The organism is Cellulosimicrobium sp. CUA-896, assembly GCF_001942335.1.
Classification (GTDB): domain Bacteria; phylum Actinomycetota; class Actinomycetes; order Actinomycetales; family Cellulomonadaceae; genus Cellulosimicrobium.
The window spans coordinates 1-19,925 of sequence record NZ_MKKH01000077.1 but is presented as its reverse complement, the minus strand read 5'-3'; the positions used below and the strand labels follow the sequence as shown (position 1 = coordinate 19,925).

General features: G+C 74.2%; 12 protein-coding genes and 2 pseudogenes. 10 read left to right on the top strand and 4 right to left on the bottom strand.

The features are described from left to right. Nucleotides 1-154: 154 nt before the first annotated feature. Nucleotides 155-985, bottom strand: coding sequence for a hypothetical protein (locus BJF88_RS20590; protein WP_222844042.1), 831 nt, complete (start codon nucleotides 983-985; stop codon nucleotides 155-157). After that, a complete protein-coding gene (locus tag BJF88_RS16455) occupies nucleotides 883-2,823 on the bottom strand; it encodes a family 43 glycosylhydrolase (protein WP_255372130.1) in 1,941 nt (646 codons plus the stop codon). The genes BJF88_RS20590 and BJF88_RS16455 overlap by 103 nt, the downstream gene beginning before the upstream one ends. Nucleotides 2,824-3,288: 465 nt before the next feature. Between BJF88_RS16455 and BJF88_RS16450 the strand changes: the two genes are divergently transcribed. Further along, nucleotides 3,289-4,851: an MDR family MFS transporter gene (locus BJF88_RS16450; protein ID WP_075829582.1), complete on the top strand. Its 1,563-nt coding sequence runs from the start codon at nucleotides 3,289-3,291 to the stop codon at nucleotides 4,849-4,851. Between the two features lie 311 nt (nucleotides 4,852-5,162). Here the strand turns inward: BJF88_RS16450 and BJF88_RS16445 are convergent. Next, nucleotides 5,163-6,583 (bottom strand): annotated as a pseudogene (locus BJF88_RS16445) (CCA tRNA nucleotidyltransferase). 140 nt (nucleotides 6,584-6,723) lie between these two features. On the opposite strand from BJF88_RS16445, the gene BJF88_RS16440 reads away from it, so the two are divergent. The 4 genes from BJF88_RS16440 (at nucleotide 6,724) to BJF88_RS22560 (ending at nucleotide 11,511) form a co-directional block, all read left to right on the top strand. Continuing rightward, the gene (locus tag BJF88_RS16440) at nucleotides 6,724-7,467 is read left to right on the top strand and encodes an NUDIX hydrolase (RefSeq protein WP_083649221.1); all 744 of its coding nucleotides are present in this window, start codon (nucleotides 6,724-6,726) and stop codon (nucleotides 7,465-7,467) included. Beyond that, a complete protein-coding gene (locus BJF88_RS16435) occupies nucleotides 7,464-9,602 on the top strand; it encodes a DUF6049 family protein (RefSeq protein WP_075829581.1) in 2,139 nt (712 codons plus the stop codon). Before BJF88_RS16440 ends, BJF88_RS16435 begins: the two co-directional genes overlap by 4 nt. A gap of 83 nt (nucleotides 9,603-9,685) precedes the next feature. Then, the gene (gene murJ, locus BJF88_RS16430; RefSeq protein ID WP_255372118.1) at nucleotides 9,686-11,176 is read left to right on the top strand and encodes a murein biosynthesis integral membrane protein MurJ; all 1,491 of its coding nucleotides are present in this window, start codon (nucleotides 9,686-9,688) and stop codon (nucleotides 11,174-11,176) included. Further along, nucleotides 11,173-11,511: a hypothetical protein gene (locus tag BJF88_RS22560; protein WP_255372117.1), complete on the top strand. Its 339-nt coding sequence runs from the start codon at nucleotides 11,173-11,175 to the stop codon at nucleotides 11,509-11,511. Before murJ ends, BJF88_RS22560 begins: the two co-directional genes overlap by 4 nt. Before the next feature lie 603 nt (nucleotides 11,512-12,114). On the opposite strand, the gene BJF88_RS19310 is transcribed toward BJF88_RS22560, so the two are convergent. Continuing rightward, complete coding sequence (locus BJF88_RS19310; protein ID WP_075829579.1) at nucleotides 12,115-12,492, bottom strand: hypothetical protein; 378 nt, start codon at nucleotides 12,490-12,492, stop codon at nucleotides 12,115-12,117. 51 nt (nucleotides 12,493-12,543) lie between these two features. Between BJF88_RS19310 and BJF88_RS19305 the strand changes: the two genes are divergently transcribed. From BJF88_RS19305 to BJF88_RS16395, 5 genes and pseudogenes are all read left to right on the top strand, one after another. Then, nucleotides 12,544-13,443 (top strand): hypothetical protein, encoded by a 900-nt coding sequence (locus tag BJF88_RS19305; RefSeq protein ID WP_075829578.1) that lies wholly within the window; start codon nucleotides 12,544-12,546, stop codon nucleotides 13,441-13,443. Between the two features lie 166 nt (nucleotides 13,444-13,609). Continuing rightward, on the top strand, nucleotides 13,610-14,638 hold the full coding sequence (trxB, locus tag BJF88_RS16410) for a thioredoxin-disulfide reductase (protein WP_075829577.1): 1,029 nt from the start codon (nucleotides 13,610-13,612) through the stop codon (nucleotides 14,636-14,638). Between the two features lie 54 nt (nucleotides 14,639-14,692). Continuing rightward, complete coding sequence (trxA, locus tag BJF88_RS16405) at nucleotides 14,693-15,025, top strand: thioredoxin (RefSeq protein WP_075829576.1); 333 nt, start codon at nucleotides 14,693-14,695, stop codon at nucleotides 15,023-15,025. Between the two features lie 105 nt (nucleotides 15,026-15,130). Further along, nucleotides 15,131-16,483: pseudogene (locus tag BJF88_RS16400) on the top strand (PLP-dependent aminotransferase family protein). A 129-nt stretch (nucleotides 16,484-16,612) separates the two neighbouring features. Continuing rightward, complete coding sequence (locus BJF88_RS16395) at nucleotides 16,613-17,590, top strand: D-alanine--D-alanine ligase (protein WP_222844039.1); 978 nt, start codon at nucleotides 16,613-16,615, stop codon at nucleotides 17,588-17,590. The last annotated feature ends 2,335 nt before the right edge of the window (nucleotides 17,591-19,925 follow it).

Below are 19,925 nucleotides of genomic sequence, written 5' to 3'. Positions count from 1 at the left end.
CCGTCAACGACCCGGCAGAAAACATGCGTCTTCCGAACGGGATCCGGACGGAATTCACCTCCGGGGGACGGTGGCGCCCGCCGTGCCGGGACACGAGGAACCGCCCCGCGATCGAGGAGATCGGGGGCGGTTCCGCGCGTCTCGTCGGCCGGGGTCAGCCGCAGTCGAGCCCGTCGAAGCCGTGCTCGGAGCTCGACGTGAGCTCGTCGCCCGCGAGCGTCGCCGTGCCGCGCACCGTCACGCTGCCCGACGGCGCCGCACCCTCGCGCACCGTGAAGGCCTGGTACGCGCTGCTCCCGGGGGCGACGTCGGCGACCGACCGGCTCCCGTACGGCGTCACGAGCTCGACGTCGACCGGGACCTCCTCGGCGTTCGTCGCCCGCACGGCGACGTACGCCCGGCCCGCGAGGCACCGCGGCTGCACGGTGACGTCGAGGGCCGGGCCGGTCGCAGCGTCGTCCGGCATCGCGTAGGTCCGGAGGTAGTCGAACTCGGCCGTCGCGCCGGTGGCATTCATCGAGACCAGGCCGATCCGCAGGTCGCCCCGGACGGACAGGGACCACGTCCCGCCCCACTGCCAGTGCTCGCCGTCGGTGCTCGACGCCATGCGGACGTCGTACTCGTCGTTCGCCTCGTCGATCTGCGCGTACAGCCGCAGCCACGTGGTCGCCGCGGGCGCGGCGCCGAACATCGGGCCGTTGGCCACGGCCGTCGGAGGCGTCGTCGTCGGACGCTCCGCCTCCTTGCCGAACTCCGTCACGTGCAGGAACTGCCCGCCCTTGCGGTTCAGGGGCAGCACGGTGTGCGCGAGCTTGAGGTACCGGTCGTCGTTCTCGTACAGGACGAGCCCGGCCTGCTGGTTGCCGCGCGTGCCGTCGAACGTCAGCCGCGTCTCGACGAGGAAGTCCTCCTGCGGCGCGTCGCGCAGCAGCACGGACGCGGAGTTGTTGTCGCGGTGCAGCTCGGCGGCCTGGGTGGGCCACACGAGGCTGCCGCCCTCGAGGCGGGGGCCCGACGCCGGGCGGCGCACCCAGGACCACCCGGACCCGTCGGCCGCGGGGTCGCCGGCGCGTCGAGCTCGTCGGAGAACTCGGCGAGCAGCTCGCCGGGCTGCGGGTCGGCGACCCGCTCGGTCACCGGGCGTGCCGCCGGGACCGCGCTCATGTTGTCGACGTCCGCACCGCCGCGCGCGACGGCGACGGCGGTCGAGCCCGCGCCCGGGGCAGCCGGCTCGGCGTTGACCGACGCGAGCGCCAGCGGGTCCTTGAGACCGTCGGCGGACAGCGTCGCGGTCACCTCGTCGCCGACCCGGTCGAGCGTGACGACGTGCCACGTGCCGAGGTCCACGCCCGCCGGGACCGGCGCCGACGCGCTCCCGGTGTCCCCGCCGCGCCGGACCTCGACGCGCAGCTCCCGCGCGTCGGCGTCGACCCACGCAGTCGCCGTGTCGTCGTCCCCGCCCCGGACCTCGAGGCCGACGGCACCGCCGGCCTCGACGCGGACGTCCGCCTGGGCACGCACGTCGCCGGTGACGCTGGCACGGGAGGTGATCGACGCGCCGTCGGCCAGCCGGGCGAACGCGCCGGCGTCGGTCTCCGCGGGCGTCGTGACCGAGCCGCTCGTAATCCAGGCGCCCAGCCCGTCCGCGAAGTCGTCGTCCACCGGACCGGTCGTGACCGGCGCCGCCGGCGGCTGCGTGCTGGCGCCCGCCCCGGCGTTGACGACGGGCCAGCCGTCGATCCAGTCGAGGCGGTCGACCATCATCGGGCGCTTCGACAGCTGCAGCGTCCCCGCACGCGTCTGCACGGGCGGGAAGTCGGGGTCGTCGTTCGCGATGGCGTGGTAGACGATCCAGTCCTGGCCGGCCAGGTCCGTCTGCACCGCGTGGTGCCCGACGCCGGTGTAGCCGTTGCCGTTCGGCGTCAGGACGAACCCGCCCTTGCTCGACAGGCTCATGAGGTCCACGCCCGCGTCGTCGACGAACGGGCCGGTCGGGCTGTCGCTGCGGCCCACCTTGACGGAGTAGCCGCTGAACGCGCCGTCGCAGCAGCCGGCGTCGGAGTACATGAGGTAGTAGAGGTCGTCGTGGCGCACGACGTACGCGCCCTCCATGCGCCGGCCCTGCGCGACCTGCGTGACCGGGCCCGTGAGCGCCGAGGCGTCGGGCGTCAGCTCGGAGACGCAGATGACGTCGTAGCTGCCCCAGTAGAGGTAGAGCGTCCCGTCGTCGTCGCTGAACAGCGCCTGGTCGATGTTCCCCGTGGGGCAGCCGGCGACCGGCGCCGACGGGACCAGCAGCTCGTCGCGGTGCGCCCACGGCCCCGTCGGTGTCGGCGCCGTCGCGACGGCGAGCCCGCCCGTGGACAGCCCGTAGGTCAAGAGGTACTCGCCGCCGACGTACCGGATGTCCGGCGCCCACGCGCGTGAGCCGTCGCGCCACGTCGCGGGGACGTCGTCGGGCTCGACGACGTCGCCCACGTACTCGTAGTCGACGAGGTTCTCGGTGCGCAGGATCGGCAGGATGTGCTCCCCGTCCTCGCCCGCGCTCTCGAAGATCGGGTTCTGCGTCCCGTACGCGTACCAGGCGCCGTCCTTGCCGCGGATCATCGCGGGGTCGGGGAAGGTGTCCACGACGCCCTCCGTCACCGGGTTGCCGTAGGCGCCGTCCGCGGCCGTCGCGACCGCCGCGGGAGGGGCTGCCGCGGCTGGGGCCGTCGCCGCCTCGGCGACCGCCCCCGGGGCGGCGGGCACGAGCGTGGCCCCGAGCGCTGCCGCGGCCACGAGCGCCAGCGCGCCCCGTGCCCGTCCTGATCGCCGTCGCATCACGTGGTTCTCCTTCGTCGTCGAAGCGGCTGCGCGCCCCGCGCAGCCGGGTCACGCGCGGCGGCCTCCTCGCCGTCGCGCCGACTCTCGCGTGCCATCCGACCGGTGCCGGATTTTTCCGTCAAGGATCCGGCAGAATGCGCTGCGTCGTCGGCGGGCCCGTAGCCTCCGGTGCGACCGATGAGAACCGGCCCGAAAAGACGTCGTCAGGGCGTGCGGGAATAACGCATGATGGTTCGCGGTCGTACAGGGTACGGATCGCCAGTCCGGCGGGTCGCCAGGCGTGCCGAGCTCGTGCGGGCGGCGCGACACCCCGACGTCCCGGTGCCCGGGCGTCGGCCGCGCGCCGCACCACGCCACCACCACGACCGACACGACGACGTCCCGCCACCGCGCGGCGTCGCCGCCTGCCCCTGCCGGCCCGGACCGAGACCGGCACGCCCACCGACGCGAGCGGAGACCACCGTGACAGCATCCGAGACCAGCCCCGGCTCCCTCCCCTCCTCCGCTCCCGCCGCCACGACGCCCGCGAGCGCGTCGACCGTCGCGGCGGTGGCCGACAAGCTGCCGCGCCAGGACTTCCTCGTCATCGCGCTGCTGCTGGTCTCCGCGTTCGTCGTCATCCTCAACGAGACGACGATGAGCGTGGCGCTCGCCCCGCTCATGGCCGACCTCGGCATCACGGCGAGCACCGGGCAGTGGCTCACGACGGCGTTCATGCTGACCATGGCCGTCGTGATCCCGACGAGCGGGTTCCTGCTCCAGCGCCTCGGGACGCGCGGTGCCTACCTGCTGGCGATGTCGCTGTTCAGCGCGGGGACGCTGCTCGCCGCGCTGTCGCCGGGCTTCGCGTGGCTGCTGGTCGGGCGTGTCGTGCAGGCGTCGGGCACGGCGATCATGATGCCGCTGCTCATGACGACGATCATGACGCTCGTCCCGCCGGCGATCCGCGGCAAGATCATGGGCAACGTCTCGATCGTCATGGCGGCGGCGCCGGCGCTGGGCCCGTCGCTGTCCGGCTTCATCCTCGACGTGCTGAGCTGGCGCTGGGTGTTCGGGACGGTGCTGCCGATCGGCCTCGTCGCGCTCACGCTCGGCTTCCTGTACGTCCGCGACGTCGCCGACCGTACGCACTCGCGCCTCGACCCGTTCTCGCTGCTCCTCGCGGCGCTCGCGTTCGGCGGCCTCGTGTACGGCCTGTCGAGCATCGGCGAGGCGGCCCGGCACACCCCGGTCGTGCCGGTGTGGGTGCCGATCCTCCTCGGCGCGGCAGCGCTCGGCGCGTTCGTGTGGCGCCAGCTCGCCCTCCAGCGCGAGGACCGCGCCCTGCTCGACCTGCGCGTCTTCACGGCCGGCTCCTTCAGCCTCGCGCTCGGGATCATGGCGGTCGGCATGGTCGCGATGTTCGGCTCGCTCATCCTCCTGCCGCTGTTCCTGCAGGACGCGATGGGTCTCGAGCCGCTCCAGACCGGTCTCATCGTGCTCCCCGGCGGGCTGCTCATGGGTCTCCTCGGCCCGACGGTCGGGCGCCTCTACGACCGCGTGGGCCCGCGCCCGCTCGTCATCCCGGGCACGAGCGTCGTGGCCGTCGCCCTCGCGTCGTTCACGACCGTGCACGCGGACACGTCGCCGTGGTTCGTCCTCGGGCTGCACGTGACGCTCAGCCTGGGTCTCGCGTTCATGTTCACTCCGCTGTTCACGACCGCGCTGTCCTCGCTGCGCCCGCACCTGTACTCGCACGGGTCGGCCGCGATCGGCACGGTGCAGCAGCTCGCCGGCGCGGCCGGCACGGCGATGTTCGTCGCCGTCATGACGACGCGCTCCCTCGCCTACGGCCGGGACGGCGCGTCCGCGCCCGTCGCGCTCGCCGAGGGCGTCGGCGACGCGTTCGTGTGGGGCACTGCCGTCATGCTCGTCGCGGTCGGCCTGTCGTTCCTGCTGCGCCGCCCCGCGGCGGCGGCACCGGGCGCGCCCCACGACGACGCGGACGAGACCGTCGAGGACGCGCCGGCGCCGCTCGCCCACTGACGCGGGCGGGCGGTCCGGTGCCGAACCCCGGGTTGCGCGGCACGGACCGCCCCGTCCGTCGCACGACCCGGGGTTCGGCCGTGTGACGGCCCGGTGGAAGGCGAGGGCGAGGCCGGAGCGGCGGCCGTTCCGGAAGGGCGGCTGTGCCGGACGAGGAGGAGGTCGGAGGGGCGGCCGTGCCGGGTCGTGGCGGGTCTGGCGGGAGCGACCGAGGAACGAGGTCGCGGATGGTAGACCCGGCACGGCCGCCCCGGAGGCCTCGTCCGGACCCTGCTGGAGCGCCCCGCCCGAGGCCCCGCCCCCTCCGAGCGTCAGGACGACGCGGCCGACTCCGGCTGCTGGGCCCACCACCGCAGCAGGTCGGCGCGCGCGGTCTCCTCGTCGACGGGGCCGCGGTCGAGCCGCAGCTCGAGCAGGTGCTTGTAGGCGCGGCCGACGACCGGCCCGGGCGCGATGCCCAGAGCTGCCATGATCTGCTGCCCGTCGAGGTCGGGTCGGACCGCGGCGAGCTCTTCCTGCTCCTGGAGATCGGCGATCCGCCGCTCCAGGTGGTCGTACGCGTCGCGCAGGCGCTGCGCCTTGCGCTTGTTGCGCGTCGTGGAGTCGGCGCGCGTGAGGCGGTGCAGCCGCTCCAGCAGCGGGCCGCGTCGGTGACGTAGCGCCGCACGGCCGAGTCGGTCCAGGCGCCGTCGCCGTACCCGTGGAACCGCAGGTGGAGCTCGACGAGCCGCGCGACGTCCTTGACGAGCTGCTTGTCGTAGCGCAGCGCCTTGAGCCGCTTGGCGACCATCTTCGCGCCGACGACCTCGTGGTGGTGGAAGCTCACGCCGCCGCCGGGCTCGAACCGGCGCGTGGGGGGCTTGCCGACGTCGTGCAGGAGCGCGGCGAGGCGCAGCACGAGGTCGGGTGCCGGCACGGCGCCGTCGGGGCCGGTCTCCTGGGCGATCGCCTGGTCGAGCACGGTGAGGGAGTGCTCGTAGACGTCCTTGTGCCGGTGGTGCTCGTCGATCTCGAGCTTGAGGGCGGGCAGCTCGGGCAGCACGTGGTCGGCCAGGCCCGTGTCGACGAGCACCTCGAGCCCGCGCCGCGGCTCGGCGGCGCACAGCAGCTTCGACAGCTCGTCGCGCACGCGCTCGGCGGAGACGATGTCGACGCGCTCGGTCATGAGCACGAGTGCGGCGAGGGTGCCGCCGTCGACGTCGAACCCGAGCTGTGCCGCGAACCGCGCAGCGCGCATCATGCGCAGCGGGTCGTCGTCGAACGAGCGCTCGGGCGCGACCGGGGTGCGCAGGACGCGTCGCGCGAGGTCGCCGAGTCCGTCGAACGGGTCGACGAACGTCATCTCCGGCACCCGGACGGCCATCGCGTTGACCGTGAAGTCGCGCCGCGACAGGTCGCCCTCGAGCGTGTCGCCGAACGCGACGACGGGCTTGCGCGACGCGGGGTCGTACTCGTCGGTGCGGTACGTCGTCACCTCGACGACGAGGTCCTCGCCCCCGCCACGGGCGAACCGCTTCGCGCCGATCGTGCCGAACTCCTTGCCGATGTCCCAGTGCGCGTCGCCCCAGCGCGCGAGCACCGCCTGCGTCTCGTCCGGGGAAGCGGAGGTCGCGAAGTCGAGGTCGTTGCTGGCCCGTCCGAGGAAGGCGTCGCGCACCGGTCCGCCGACGAGGGCGAGCTCGTGGCCCGCCGCGCGGAAGACCTCGCCGAGCTCGATCGCCGCGGGGGCCATCTCGGCGAGCACGGCGAGGGCTCGGCGCTGCAGCTCGAGGGCCGCCGGGTTCGGCTGGGGGTGGGTGGCGTGGGCACGACACCCAAGCCTGCCAGATGGCGCGTCACGGCCGGACGAGCCCCACTCGGTAAAGTTGGAGGATGTCCAGCCCCGCGCACGCCGACGAGCCTCGGAGGGACCCCGCCGGCCCCCGTCGCGCGAGCGGCCGTGACGGAGCGGACGGGGCCCGGGCGCGCGCCCGGCGCGTCGCCGTCCCGGCACCGCCCGGCGGGCACGCCCTGCACATCGACCCCCGCGACCGGCTCGGCGGGGCGGCACCGCTGCCCGTGGTCGAGGAGGTCTCGGCAGGCGGTCTCGTCGTCGCCACGGACGCGGACGGCCCGCGCGCGGCCATCATCGCGCGGCGCAACCGCGGCGGCCGCCTCGAGTGGTGCCTGCCCAAGGGGCACCTCGAGGGCGAGGAGACGGCGGAGGAGGCCGCGATCCGCGAGATCGCCGAGGAGACCGGCATCCACGGCGTCGTGCAGGAGCCGCTCGGCGTCATCGACTACTGGTTCACCGGCGACGACCGGCGGGTGCACAAGGTGGTCCACCACTTCCTCCTGCGGGCGACGGGCGGTCGGCTGAGCGTCGACGGCGACCCCGACGGCGAGGCGGAGGACGTCGCGTGGATCCCCGTGGTGGAGCTCGCGGAGCGCCTGGCGTACCCGAACGAGCGGCGCATCGCCGTCGTCGCGGGCAGCGTCCTGGAGGGCCGCCGCGCGCGGTTCCGCAGCACCATCACGAGTAGGGTGACCCGCACGATCGTCCGCTCGCCCGGCCGGCCGCACGAGGGGGGCGGGCCGGTACCGCCCGCCCCACGGAGCCCGACCGACCACTCATGACGTCCACCGCCTCCCGCGGCGTGCGCGCACGCCGCCTCGCCCCGGGCCTGCTCCTCGTCCTCGTCGTGCTCGCCACCGTGCTGGGCACCGCGCTCTCGCCGGTCCCGGGGACGAGCCGCGCGGCCTCCTTCCTGGCCCCTGCCGCCGCCGACGTCGCCGCGGACGGCGAGGTGACGGTGGAGCTCGACGCGATCACGCCCGGGGTGCTCGCGCCGGACGGCACGCTGACGGTCACCGCCACCGTGAGCAACGGGACCGAGGAGACCGTCGGGTCCCCCGCCGTCGAGCTCGGCCTCGACCGGTCGGCCACCGCGACGCGCTCCGGCCTCGAGAGCTGGTCCACCGCCGCGGCGACCCGGCGGATCGGCACGCTCGTCGACCAGCAGTCGCTCGACCCGCTCGCGCCGGGCGCGACGGCGCAGGTCACGTTCTCCGTGCCCGCCGCGGACCTCGGACTGTCGGCACGCAGCGACTGGGGCCCGCGCGGGCTCGCGGTCCGCCTCTCCGACGACGGCCGGCGCCTCGCCGTCGCACGCTCGTTCGTCGTGTGGGCGCCGCCGGGCGACGTCCCACCGGTGCGGCTGAGCATGGTGGCGGCCGTGACCGGGCCGCCCGTCGACCCGGACCCCGAGGCGTACGACGACGCGCTGTCGGCCGCGACCGGCGCCGACGGCCGCCTCGGCCGGGTGCTGGACGCCACGGCGTCGTCCCCCGAGATCGGGTGGGTCGTCGACCCCGCGCTCGTGGCCGCGGCGCAGGCGTCCCCGGACCCCGGCGTGACGGCGTGGGCCGGTCGCCTGCTGGACGCCGCCGAGGGGCGGACGACGTTCGCGCTGCGCGCCTACGACCCGGACGTCGCCGCGTACGCCCACGCGGGGCTGCCCCTCCCCGAGGGCACACCGCTGCCCGGTGCGGACCCGGAGCCCGCGGTGCCCGACGAACCGGCGGCGGCGGCGTGGCGCACCGACCTCGCCTGGCCGGCCGACCCGGTGCCCGACGTCACGACGACGGCGCTCGCCGCGTCGTCGGGCGCGACGACCGTCGTGGTGGGCGGCGACGCGCTCGCCCCCGACCGCTCGCTGACCTACACGCCCACCGGCACCGCCCGCGTGTCCACGCCCGCCGGGGACGTCACCGCACTCGTGCCGGACCCGGAGATCACGCGCGCCGTCGCCGCCGGGCCGGGGGCCGACCCCGTCGCCGTGCAGCGCCTCCTCGCCGAGACCGCGGTCGTCGCGCGCGAGCGACCGGCCGACGCGCGGCACGTCCTCGTCGCGCTCCCCCGCGGCTGGGAGCCGGACGCCACGGCGTTCGAGGAGCGCGTCGCCGCGCTGCAGGCCGCGCCGTGGGTCGACGTCGCGCCCGTCGACGAGCTCCTCGCCGCGCCGGTGCCCGAGGACGCGCGGTCGCCGCTGCCCGACGACGCGCCCGCCGAGGGCGAGATCCCGCCGAGCCAGCTGCACTCGCTCGACCGCACCCGCACGGAGCTCGCGGCCTTCGCGACGGTCGCGCCGGACCCGGCGGCGCTCACGCGCCCGCTCGAGCCCGGCTTCGTGGTGCCGGGCGCGGTCGCCTACCGCGACGCACCGGAGGCGCGGTCCGCCGCCGTGCAGCACGCCGCGCAGGCCGCCCAGGCCGTGATGGGCGGGGTGTCGATCGAGCGCGGCTCGCCGATCCTGCTGCTGGCCGAGGAGCAGAGCCTGCCGGTCCGGGTGGCGAACGACCTGCCGCAGGACGTCGAGGTGCAGGTCGTCCTGCGCCCCGACGACCCCCGCCTCAAGGCGCCGTCGCGCCAGACGACGACGGTCCCCGCCGACTCGGAGGTGACCGTCTCGGTGCCGGTCGAGGCGAACGGGAGCGGCAACGTCACCGTCGCCGTCGAGGTCGTCAGCGCCGCCGACCCGTCCGTGCGCGTCGCGGCCCCCGACGAGTTCGTCGTGCGCGTGCGCGCCGAGTGGGAGTCGGTCGGCACGGCCGTCGTCGCGGCGCTGCTCGCGATCGCGATGGTCGCGGGCATCTGGCGCACCGTCCGTCGCGGCCGCTCGCCTCGTCGTCTCCCGGGCGCGACCGTGGACCAGCCGGCTCCCGCCCCGGCGGAGCCGGAGCGGGCCGACGTCGAGGGGCAGCGCCGGTGACGCGCTCGAGCCCGCGCCACGTCCGACCGCGGGACGACCGGCCCGGCGAGCGCCCCGGCACGAGCCGCGGGGAGGACGCCCCGGTGCCGTCCGCGCTGCCGGGCGACCCCGCGGCCGCGGGCACGGCGGACGAGACCGCGGAGGCGGGGGCGGCCGAGGCGCCCGCCGCCGGCCGCTCGGGCGGCCTGGGTCGCTCGTCGGCGCTCATGGCGTCCGGGACCCTCGTCTCGCGCGCGCTGGGACTCGTGCGCAACGTGCTGCTCGTCGCCGCGATCGGGACGACGGGGCTCGTGGCCGACGCGTTCGACGTCGCGAACAAGATCCCCAACGTCCTCTTCGCGATCCTCGCGGGCGGCGTGCTCAACGCGGTGCTCGTGCCGCAGATCGTGCGGGCCTACCGTGCGCACGACACGCAGCAGCGTCTCGACAAGCTGCTCACGCTGTCCGGCACGGTGCTGATCGCGATCTCCGCGCTGCTCACGGCGGGCTCGAGCATCCTCGTGGGCCTGTACACGGGCGACGGGTGGACGTCCCCCCAGATGGCCCTCGCGGTGTCGTTCGCGCTCTGGTGCACGCCGCAGCTGTTCTTCTACGGCCTCTACACGCTCCTCGGCCAGGTGCTCAACGCGCGCGGGCAGTTCGGGCCGTTCATGTGGGCGCCGGTGCTCAACAACGTCGTGTCGATCATCGGCTTCGGCGCGTTCATCGCGGTGTACGGGCCCGCCGCGAGCGGCACGGTGGACGACCTCACGCAGTGGGACGGCCCGAAGATCGCGCTCCTCGCCGGCACGGCCACCCTCGGGGTCGCGGCGCAGGCGCTCATCCTCGTCGTGCCGCTGTGGCGGGCCGGCTTCCGCTGGCACGTGCGGTTCGGGCTGCGCGGCATCGGCCTGCGGTCCGCGGGCCAGGTGGCGCTGTGGACGTTCGCCGCCGTCGTGCTCGAGCAGGTCGGCGTGCTGTTCACCACGCGGTTCGCGAGCGAGGCCCCGCGCGCCGCCCTCGCCGAGCGCTTCGGCGAGTACGCGGGCGACCCGGGTGCGCAGGGCGTCGTCACGGGCCTGACCGTCGCGTCCCCCGAGGCGTTCGCCGACCAGCTCACCGTGGCGGGCAACGCCGCCTACACGCAGGCGCTGATGATCTACCTGCTCCCCCACTCGCTCGTCACCGTGTCGATCGCCACGGCGCTGTTCACGGGGATGAGCGCCGCGGCCCACGCCGGCGACGTCGACCGTGTCCGCCGCGACCTGTCGCGCGGCGTGCGCACCGTCGGCGTGTTCACGGTGTTCGCGACCGCGGTCTTCGCGGTGCTCGCCCTGCCGATCACCAAGCTGCTCGTGCCCTCCGTGGGCGCCGCCTCGGGCGCGGCGGTCGCGCAGGTCCTCGTCGCCATGGCGTTCGGCCTCGTCCCCCTCGGCGGCATGGTCCTCATGAAGTGGGTCTACTACGCCTTCGAGGACGGGCGGACGGTGTTCTGGATCCAGGTGCCCGGCACGATCGTGCTCGTCGGCGTGTCGTGGCTCGCGACGCGCACGCTCGACCCGCAGTGTGGGTGGTCGGCGTCGGCGCCGCCATGAGCCTGTCCAACGTCGTGGCGGTCGCGCTGCGCACCGTGGGACTGCGGCGCACGCTGCGCGGCCTCGACGGGCACCGCATCGTGCGGATGCACGTGAAGACGGTGCTCGCCGCCCTCGTCAGCGCTGGCGCCGGCTGGGGGGTCCTCCAGCTCTACGTGCGCCTCGCCGGCGAGATCTACGGCCTGTCGTGGTGGGAGGCGGTGCTCGTGGTGGCCGTCGTGGGTACCGTCATGACCGGGGTGTACGTCGGCGGCCTCCGCGTCCTGCGGGTGCGCGAGCTCGACGAGCTCCTCGGGCCGCTGCTCGGCAAGGTGCGGCGCCTCGCGCGCCGGTAGATACCGGGCAATCCGGGCCCGCGTACCATGTGGTGATGCCGACCACGAGTCCCCCGAAGGAGGTCCGGTGAACGGCGTGGCCCCTGGAACACTGCTCGTCGCCCGCTACCGGTTGGACGACCAGCTCGCGTCCGACCTCGCCGACGTCACGGCGTGGGCGGCCCACGACCAGATCCTCGACCGGCCGGTCCGGGTCTCTCTCGTCGCGGGCCCGCACGTCGCCGAGGCGCTCGACGCGGCGCGGCGCGCCGCGCTCGTCGCGGACCCGCGCCTGACGCGCGTCCTCGACGTCGGGTCGGAGGACGGCGTCGCGTACGTCGTGACCGAGCCGTTCGTCGGCACGACGCTGACGGACCTCGTCGCGGGCGGCGTCGTCGACCCGCGGCAGGCCCGCGCCATCGTCGGTGAGGCGGCCTCCGCGCTCGAGGCCGCCCGCAGCCGCGGCGTGCACCACCTGGCCGTGCGGCCGGACGCCGTCCGGGTCGACGGCGACCGGGTCGTCGTCACCGGGCTCGGGCTCGACGGCGGCGTCGCCGGCCAGGACCAGCACGACCCGGGCCGCACGTCGCGCCTGGACGCCGTCTCGCTCGTGGCGCTCCTCTACTACGCGACGACGGCGCGCTGGCCCGGGCCGTCGCTCGACGTGCCCTGGATCTCCGACGCCGCGATCCACCCGCTGCCCGCCCAGCGGTCGCGCGGCGGCGTGCTCCCGCCGTCCGGCGTCCGCGGCGACGTGCCGCCCGAGATCGACGAGCTGTGCGTCCGGACCTTCGCCACCGACGTCGGCGCGCCCGGCGCGTGGACCAGCACCCTGCCCGGGGACGGCCCGCGCACGCCCGAGGACGTCGTCGGTGCGCTCGCGCCGTGGGACGCGGTCTCCGTCGCGTCGCTGCACGGGGCGGCCGCACCGGCCGCCGCGGGCGTGAACCGGCAGTCCGTCCGCAGCGCGTTCGACGGCGGGGCCGCCGCCCCTCCGGGCACCCCGCCACCCGCACCCCCCGTCCGCGCCCCAGCACGGGCCGGATCCACCGCGTGGGCGACGTCCCCGGCTCCGCCGGTGCCGGCGTCCCGCAGGCGGTCGCGTACGGCGCGGGCGCGGGTGCAGCGGCGGGTGCCACCGCGGTGGGTGCGGCCCCCGTACCGCCACCTCCGGCCGGGTACGACGCCGGCACCGCGCCTCTCCCCGCCTCCGCGCCCGGAGGCGACGGCGGGGCGGGAGCCCGGGTCGAGGCCGCGCCCGCCGGGGCCGACGCCGCACCGCCACGCCGTGGGTCGCGCCGGTTCAACGCCACCCCGGTGGTGCTCGTGCTCGTCCTGCTCCTCGTGGGCGCCGGCGTGGTGTGGGCGGTCAACACGGCCTTCTCCGGCTTCGACCCCGCCGTGTCGACGGACGGGCGCCCGACGGCCGACGCCGGCGAGCCCGCGGGCGAGGAGACGACCGACGGGGACGGGGCCGAGGAGCCCGCTGCCCCCGAGCCCGCGCCCGAGGTCCGGCCCGCCATCGCGTCCGGCACCGCGCTCGACCCGCAGGGGGACGAGAACCCCGACAACGAGGGTGAGCACCCCGAGCTCGCCGCGCAGGCGTACGACGGGCAGCCCGAGACCGCCTGGTACTCCCGGCGCTACAACTCGCCGGACTTCGCCGGGCTCAAGAGCGGCATCGGGTACGCCATCACGCTCGAGCAGGCGGCCCCGGTGCAGACGATCGTGGTGGACACCACGGTCGAGGGCGGCAACGTCGAGATCCGGGCGACGTCGCCCGACGCGCCGACGGAGGGCGAGGTCCTCGCCTCCGGACCCCTCTCCCCCGGGGCGGAGTTCACGTTCGCCGAGCCGGTCGAGGCCGAGTCCCTCGTCCTGTGGTTCACGGAGCTGCCGCAGAACGGCCAGGGCGAGAACCGCGTGGAGATCAACGAGCTGCTCGTCTCCTGACGGGGACGCCGCCGCAGCGGCTCCGCGCGCGACGCCATGCGGGCCGCTGCGGCGGGGCGCGCACGCCCCGCCACGGGGGCCCGTACCGTGGAACAGAAGGCGGCCCGGCCGTGTTCACCACATCGCGTGGCCGACCGCCACGCACCGAGATCGAGGAGCTTTCACCGTGACCGAGCAGCCGACCGTCGAGAACCTCATCGTCGTGGGGTCGGGTCCCGCGGGGTACACCGCCGCGATCTACGCCGCCCGTGCCGGGCTGGGCCCGGTGGTGCTCGCCGGGTCGGTGACCGCCGGTGGCGCGCTGATGAACACCACGGAGGTCGAGAACTTCCCCGGGTTCCCCGACGGGATCATGGGTCCGGACCTCATGGAGAGCATGCGCAAGCAGGCCGAGCGGTTCGGCGCGCGCGTGGAGTGGGACGACGCGGAGAAGCTCGAGCTCGACGGCCCGGTGAAGACGGTCGTCACCGCGAACGGCGAGACCTACCGTGCCCGCGCCGTGATCCTCGCGACCGGGTCCGCGTACCGCGAGCTCGGCATCGACGACGAGAAGCGCCTGTCGGGCCGCGGGGTGTCCTGGTGCGCGACCTGCGACGGGTTCTTCTTCCGCGACCAGCACATCGCCGTCGTCGGTGGTGGCGACTCCGCGATGGAGGAGGCCACGTTCCTGACGCGCTTCGCCGAGAAGGTGACGATCGTGCACCGTCGCGACGAGCTGCGGGCGTCGAAGATCATGGCCGACCGCGCGCTGAACGACCCGAAGATCGACTTCGCCTGGAACTCCGAGGTCGTCGCCATCGCCGGTGAGAACAAGGTCGAGGGCGTCACGCTGCGCGACACCGTCACCGGCGAGGAGCGTCCGTTCCCCGTGACCGGGCTGTTCGTCGCGATCGGGCACGAGCCGCGCAGCGAGCTCCTGGCGGGCCAGGTCGACCTCGACGCCGAGGGCTACGTGCAGGTCGTGGGACGCTCGACCGCCACCAACCTGCCCGGTGTGTTCGCCTGCGGCGACCTCGTGGACCACTCCTACCGCCAGGCCATCACCGCCGCCGGTTCCGGGTGCTCCGCCGCCCTCGACGCCCAGCGCTACCTCACCGAGCTCGTCGACGCCGCCGGCGAGGCCGACCTCGCGGGCACCCCCGAGGCACCCAACCCCGACGAGCTCCCCGAGGCGCTCGCCGAGCTCAACTCCTGACCCCTCTTCCTCCCACCCGTCCGTCCCGGACGACCGACCGACCCCAGGAGGCACGTGGCCACCGTCCCCGTCACCGATGACACCTTCCGCTCCGAGGTCCTCGAGTCCGACGTGCCCGTGCTCGTCGACTTCTGGGCCACCTGGTGCGGGCCGTGCCGCCAGGTCGCCCCCATCCTCGAGGAGCTCTCCGAGGAGTACGCGGGCAAGATCAAGATCGCCAAGCTCGACACGGACGCGAACCCGGAGACGACCGGTGCCTACGGCATCGTGTCGATCCCGACGCTCAACGTCTACGTGGGCGGCGAGCTCCAGCGCTCGATCATCGGTGCGCGCCCCAAGCGCGCCCTCACCGAGGAGATCGACGCGGTCCTCACGACCACGGTCTGAGCCGACGGCCGGTCCCCGGGGCCGGCCGGTCGACGCCGTCACACCCTGCCGGAGGGCGGGCCACCACGCGTGGTCCGCCCTCCGGCGTCTTCACGGGATCCCCCGATGCGCCGTGCCACACTGGGGATCGTGACCGTGCCGACGAACCCCGCGCAGCCGCCCACGACGGGCGGGACCCGACTCGACCCCTGGTTCGGGGCGTACGCGGAGCGAGCGCACGGCATGCGCGCGTCGGAGATCCGGGCGTGTTCGCCGTCGCCAACCGTCCCGAGGTCGTGTCCCTCGCCGGCGGCATGCCCTACCTCGACGGACTGCCCCTCGACACGATCGCCGAGACGGTGCAGCGCCTCGTCGCGACGCACGGCGCCACCGCGCTGCAGTACGGCTCCGGGCAGGGCGACGAAGCGCTGCGCGAGCGGATCCTCGACGTCGTCCGTCTCGAGGGCATCGACTGCCACCCGGACGACGTCGTCGTCACCACGGGGTCGCAGCAAGCCCTGGATCTCGTCACGCGCATCTTCATCGACCCGGGCGACGTCATCGTCGCCGAGGCACCGAGCTACGTCGGGGCGCTGGGCGTCTTCCGGTCCTACCAGGCCGACGTCGTCCACGTCCCGCTCGACGAGCACGGCCTCGTCCCCGAGATCCTGGACGAGACGCTGACGTCGCTCGCCGCCGCCGGTCGCCGCGTCAAGCTGCTGTACACGGTGCCGAACTTCCACAACCCTGCCGGCGTCACGCTCTCCGCCGAGCGGCGTCCCCGGATCCTCGAGATCGCGCAGCGCCACGGCGTCCTCGTCATCGAGGACAACCCGTACGGTCTGCTCGGGTTCGACGGCGAGACCCTCCCCGCGCTGCGGTCTCTCGACGAGGACGGCGTCCTCTACCTGGGATCGTTCTCCAAGACGTTCGCGCCCGGGTACCGCGTGGGCTGGGTCGTCGCGCCGCACGCCGTGCGCGAGAAGCTCGTGCTCGCCAGCGAGTCGGCCATCCTCTGCCCGTCGAACGCATCGCAGATGGCGATCGGCGCCTACCTGGACACGTGCGACTGGAAGGGCCAGATCAAGCAGTTCCGCGAGCTGTACCGCGAGCGTCGCGACGCCATGGTCGGCGCGCTCGCCGAGCACCTGCCGTCCGCGAGCTGGACCGTGCCCGAGGGCGGGTTCTACACGTGGGTCCGACTGCCCGAGGGGGTGGACGCCCGGTCGATGCTGCCGCGAGCGGTCACGGCCCGGGTCGCCTACGTCCCCGGCACGGCGTTCTACGCCGACGGCGGCGGCGCTGACCACATGCGGCTGTCCTTCTGCTACCCCACCCCCGAACGGATCCGCGAGGGGAGTCCGTCGCCTCGCCGGGGTGGTGAACGCCGAGCGCGAGCTCGTCGAGATCTTCGGGACGGGGGCGGGTCTCGACCCGGACCCCACGGACATCGAGAGCCCGTCACCCGACCTCGCCTGATCCGCCCAGCCACTCGACCGGCCCGTCGCCCGGAGCCCGGGCGACGGCACGCCTCCGTCACAAGGAGCCTTCGTGGACACCCCCTCCGGACACCACAGCTCGACCTCTGCCCTCCCCTCCCCCGTCCTGCTGGACGGTGCGACGGGCGCCGCGGCGGCCACCGGCCGGTCCCAGCCGCACGTCACCATCCTCGCGGGAGGCCTCTCGCACGAACGTGACGTCTCGTTGCGGTCGGGGCGGCGCGTCGCGGAGAGCTTGCGCGCTGCCGGGCTGGAGGTGTCCGTCCACGACGTCGACGCCGATCTCCTGCGCTTCCTCGACCGGCACCGGCCCGACGTGGTGTGGCCGCTGCTGCACGGCGCAAGCGGCGAGGACGGTTCCGTGCGCGACGTCCTCGAGCTCGTCGGCGTCCCCTACGTCGGCACCGGCCCGCGTGAGAGCCGCGCCGCATGGAGCAAGCCCGTCGCCAAGAGCGTCGCGATCGGCGCCGGGATCTCCACGCCGGAGTACGTCACGCTCCCCCAGAGCCTGTTCCGTGAGCTCGGTGCACAACCCGTCCTCGACGCGATCGTCGCGCGCCTCGGTCTGCCGCTCGTCGTGAAGCCGACGCAGGGCGGGTCGGCGCTCGGCGTGACGCTCGTGGAGACGGCGGACCAGCTGCCGCGCGCGATGGTGGACTGCTTCGCCTACGGCAACGTGGCGCTCGTCGAGCGCGCGGTATCTGGCACGGAGCTGGCGGTGAGCGTCGTCGACCTCGGTGACGGACCACGGGCGCTCCCGCCGGTCGAGATCGTCACGGAGGGCCCGTACGACTACGACGCCCGGTACAACCCGGGCCGCACCGAGTACTTCGCGCCCGCACGTCTCGACGCCGAGGCGGACGCCATGGTCCGCGACGTCGCCGTCCGTGCGCACCGTGCGCTCGGCCTGCGGGACCTGTCACGCACCGACGTCATCCTCGAACCCGACGGTCAGGTGCAGTTCCTCGAGGTGAACGTCGCGCCCGGCATGACGGAGACGTCCCTGTTCCCGCAGGCAGCACGCGCCGCGGGGCTCGACCTCGCGGAGCTGTACCTCGCCGTCGTTCGCCACCGCGTCGGCGTCTGATCTCCACAGCGCGAAAGTCGAAGCAGGCAGGCCGTCGACGTAGCACGTGGCTGCCGGGCGATACGACTGTCCGGTTGTGCGACTGCCCGGCTGTGCGGCCGTGTGGCTGTCCGGCGATGCGCAACGGTCCGGCGTCGATCAGACCGCCGTCGATGGGGCGGGCACCGCGGCCCTGGACGAGGTGCAGCGTGCTGCCGCCTCGCCGACTGCCGGATGTGCTGCCCTCCACGAGCCTGCGACGATGCGGCCCCCGCGACGGCATGAACCGGTGATGTCCGGCAATGCTCCGGAGCTCACACGCCTCTGCTGACGTGCGCGTGCTTCGCGACACGCTCGTGCTCCTCTCACGCCCGCGCATCATGACACCTGGGCGACCGAGCCTGCGCGTGCGACAAGGCGTGCCGCACCCACGGGGACCGTGTGCCTCGGGGCCGTGCACCTCAAGCGGTGCGTCCCGGGCGGTGCGCCGCGGGGCGTGATGTGCGGCGGTTCTGGTGAATGTGCACGTCGTGCGTCATGACGCCACGATGCCCGGTACTACCTTCGCTCGTGGCCAGCCGGGCGGCGCTGCCCATCTGAACTCGTCGGTCCGAGGCGGCGTGACCTCGCCAGCGCTGCGCTGTGGTGCACTCTTCTTGGCGCACTGCCGCACCTACGGGAGCCAGCATGGGTGTGGCCAGCATCGTCCGCGCGAGAACTCACCGCCTGCTGGCGGGTCGATCGAGCGATGCTCGGTCGGTTTCACGTGAAACGACGTGCGCCTCGCACGCCCGTCCCATCGACCAGTGCCTCTTCCTCGGTCGGTCCCCGCGTGGAACCACGGTGGCTGCGGACCACGTTCCACGTGAAACAGAGGACGAGGACGCGTCGTCCGTCATAGTTGAGTGCCATGCTGGCGGCATCGGATGGCTCGGTGGACGGACGTTTCATGTGGTGAAGGCGCCGATGAGACGCCGTGCCGTGCTGCCGTCGTTCCGTCGTTCCGTCGTGCCGTGCTGACGTCCTGCCGGGCTGCCGTGCTGACGCCTGCCGTGCTGCTGTGCACCCGAAGCCCCGTCGCTCGTCCGGAACCCCGGGACGAGTGCGCGGAGAGTCAATGGGCCTCCCAGGCAGACGACTGCAGAAGTGCGCGCAGCGCTGGCGGTGACCGCGTCTCCGTGCATGGCGCGGCCCCTCCCCCGGTGGTGCTCCACCTGCCTGTTGGGGTCCGTTCGTTGCTGCTCCGCCATCCCGCGAGTTCGCCACGGCACCATTCGCCCGCCGCGCACTCGTCGCGCGGGCGTCTGCACAGGTCGAGATGCCGCATGGTTCCCGCCTTCCTCCGGCGTCGGGGCCTCATGATGGAAGAGACGTCGCGTCGGACGTGCTGCGTCGTGGTGACCATCGGGTCCGCGCGTCCTATGGCGGGACCGAGGGAGGCCACGGGCCGATCGGAGCTCTGCGTCGACTCGACCGCTCGTCCGCAGTCACGCGGGTCTGCAAGGACGAAAGGTCCCGAACACCGGCGTCATCGGAGCAGCGACAGTCTGTTCAGCGACATGTGTCCAGCTATGGGTCGCGATGGCGGGACGTCTCGCGCCGTCGGCTACTCGCGAACCCTCGGGATCACCGCAGTCAGGAAAGGCGATGTTACGTTCCACGTGAAACGGCGGGGCAGTCGCTAGCTAATCTACGCCGCACTCTGCCCTACGCCGGACGCCGCCCTTCACCGTGCGCGAGCAGGGTGCGTCCTGCGCTTCGTCTCGCGCGGGATCACAGACGACACCTTGATCACCATCCGCTGCGCCCCGCGGCTGGGAAGCGCGTACGGGAGACACAGGGCCGCCGGGGTATCCATAGGTGGTCGCCGATCTCCCGATCCGTACGGAGCGCGTTTCACGTGGAACTGTCCGCGCCCACCTCCCGGCGCGACGTCTGCTCGTGACGTAAACGGGACGCGCGGCGCGTCACCGTGGTTCGCCGGCCTGGTGGTTCCTCCGCGTGCCCCTGACGGCGTCCACCCCGTCGCACATCCCCGCCGCGGCGATTGTCGCCACGGCGCGCCCTGAGGCGGGATTCTCGCCACCGCATCGCACGCGTGGTCCGCACCGCACTCTCGCGCACGGATCGCGGCACGTCACCACGGGCTCTGGACGCCCCGCCCCCCGCGCACAGCGGGACCGCGCCGCAAGAAAGTTGCTCTCGCTCCAAGCGATGCGACTGCGATGCGGGACTGCTGCAGGATTGGTTGACACTTCATCTGTGGGACGAGGTCCTGCTGGAAGGATGTCGCTGTGCCCAAGAAGTTCCCGCCTGAGTTCAAGCGTGACGTCGTGCGGGTCGCCCGTCGCGGGGA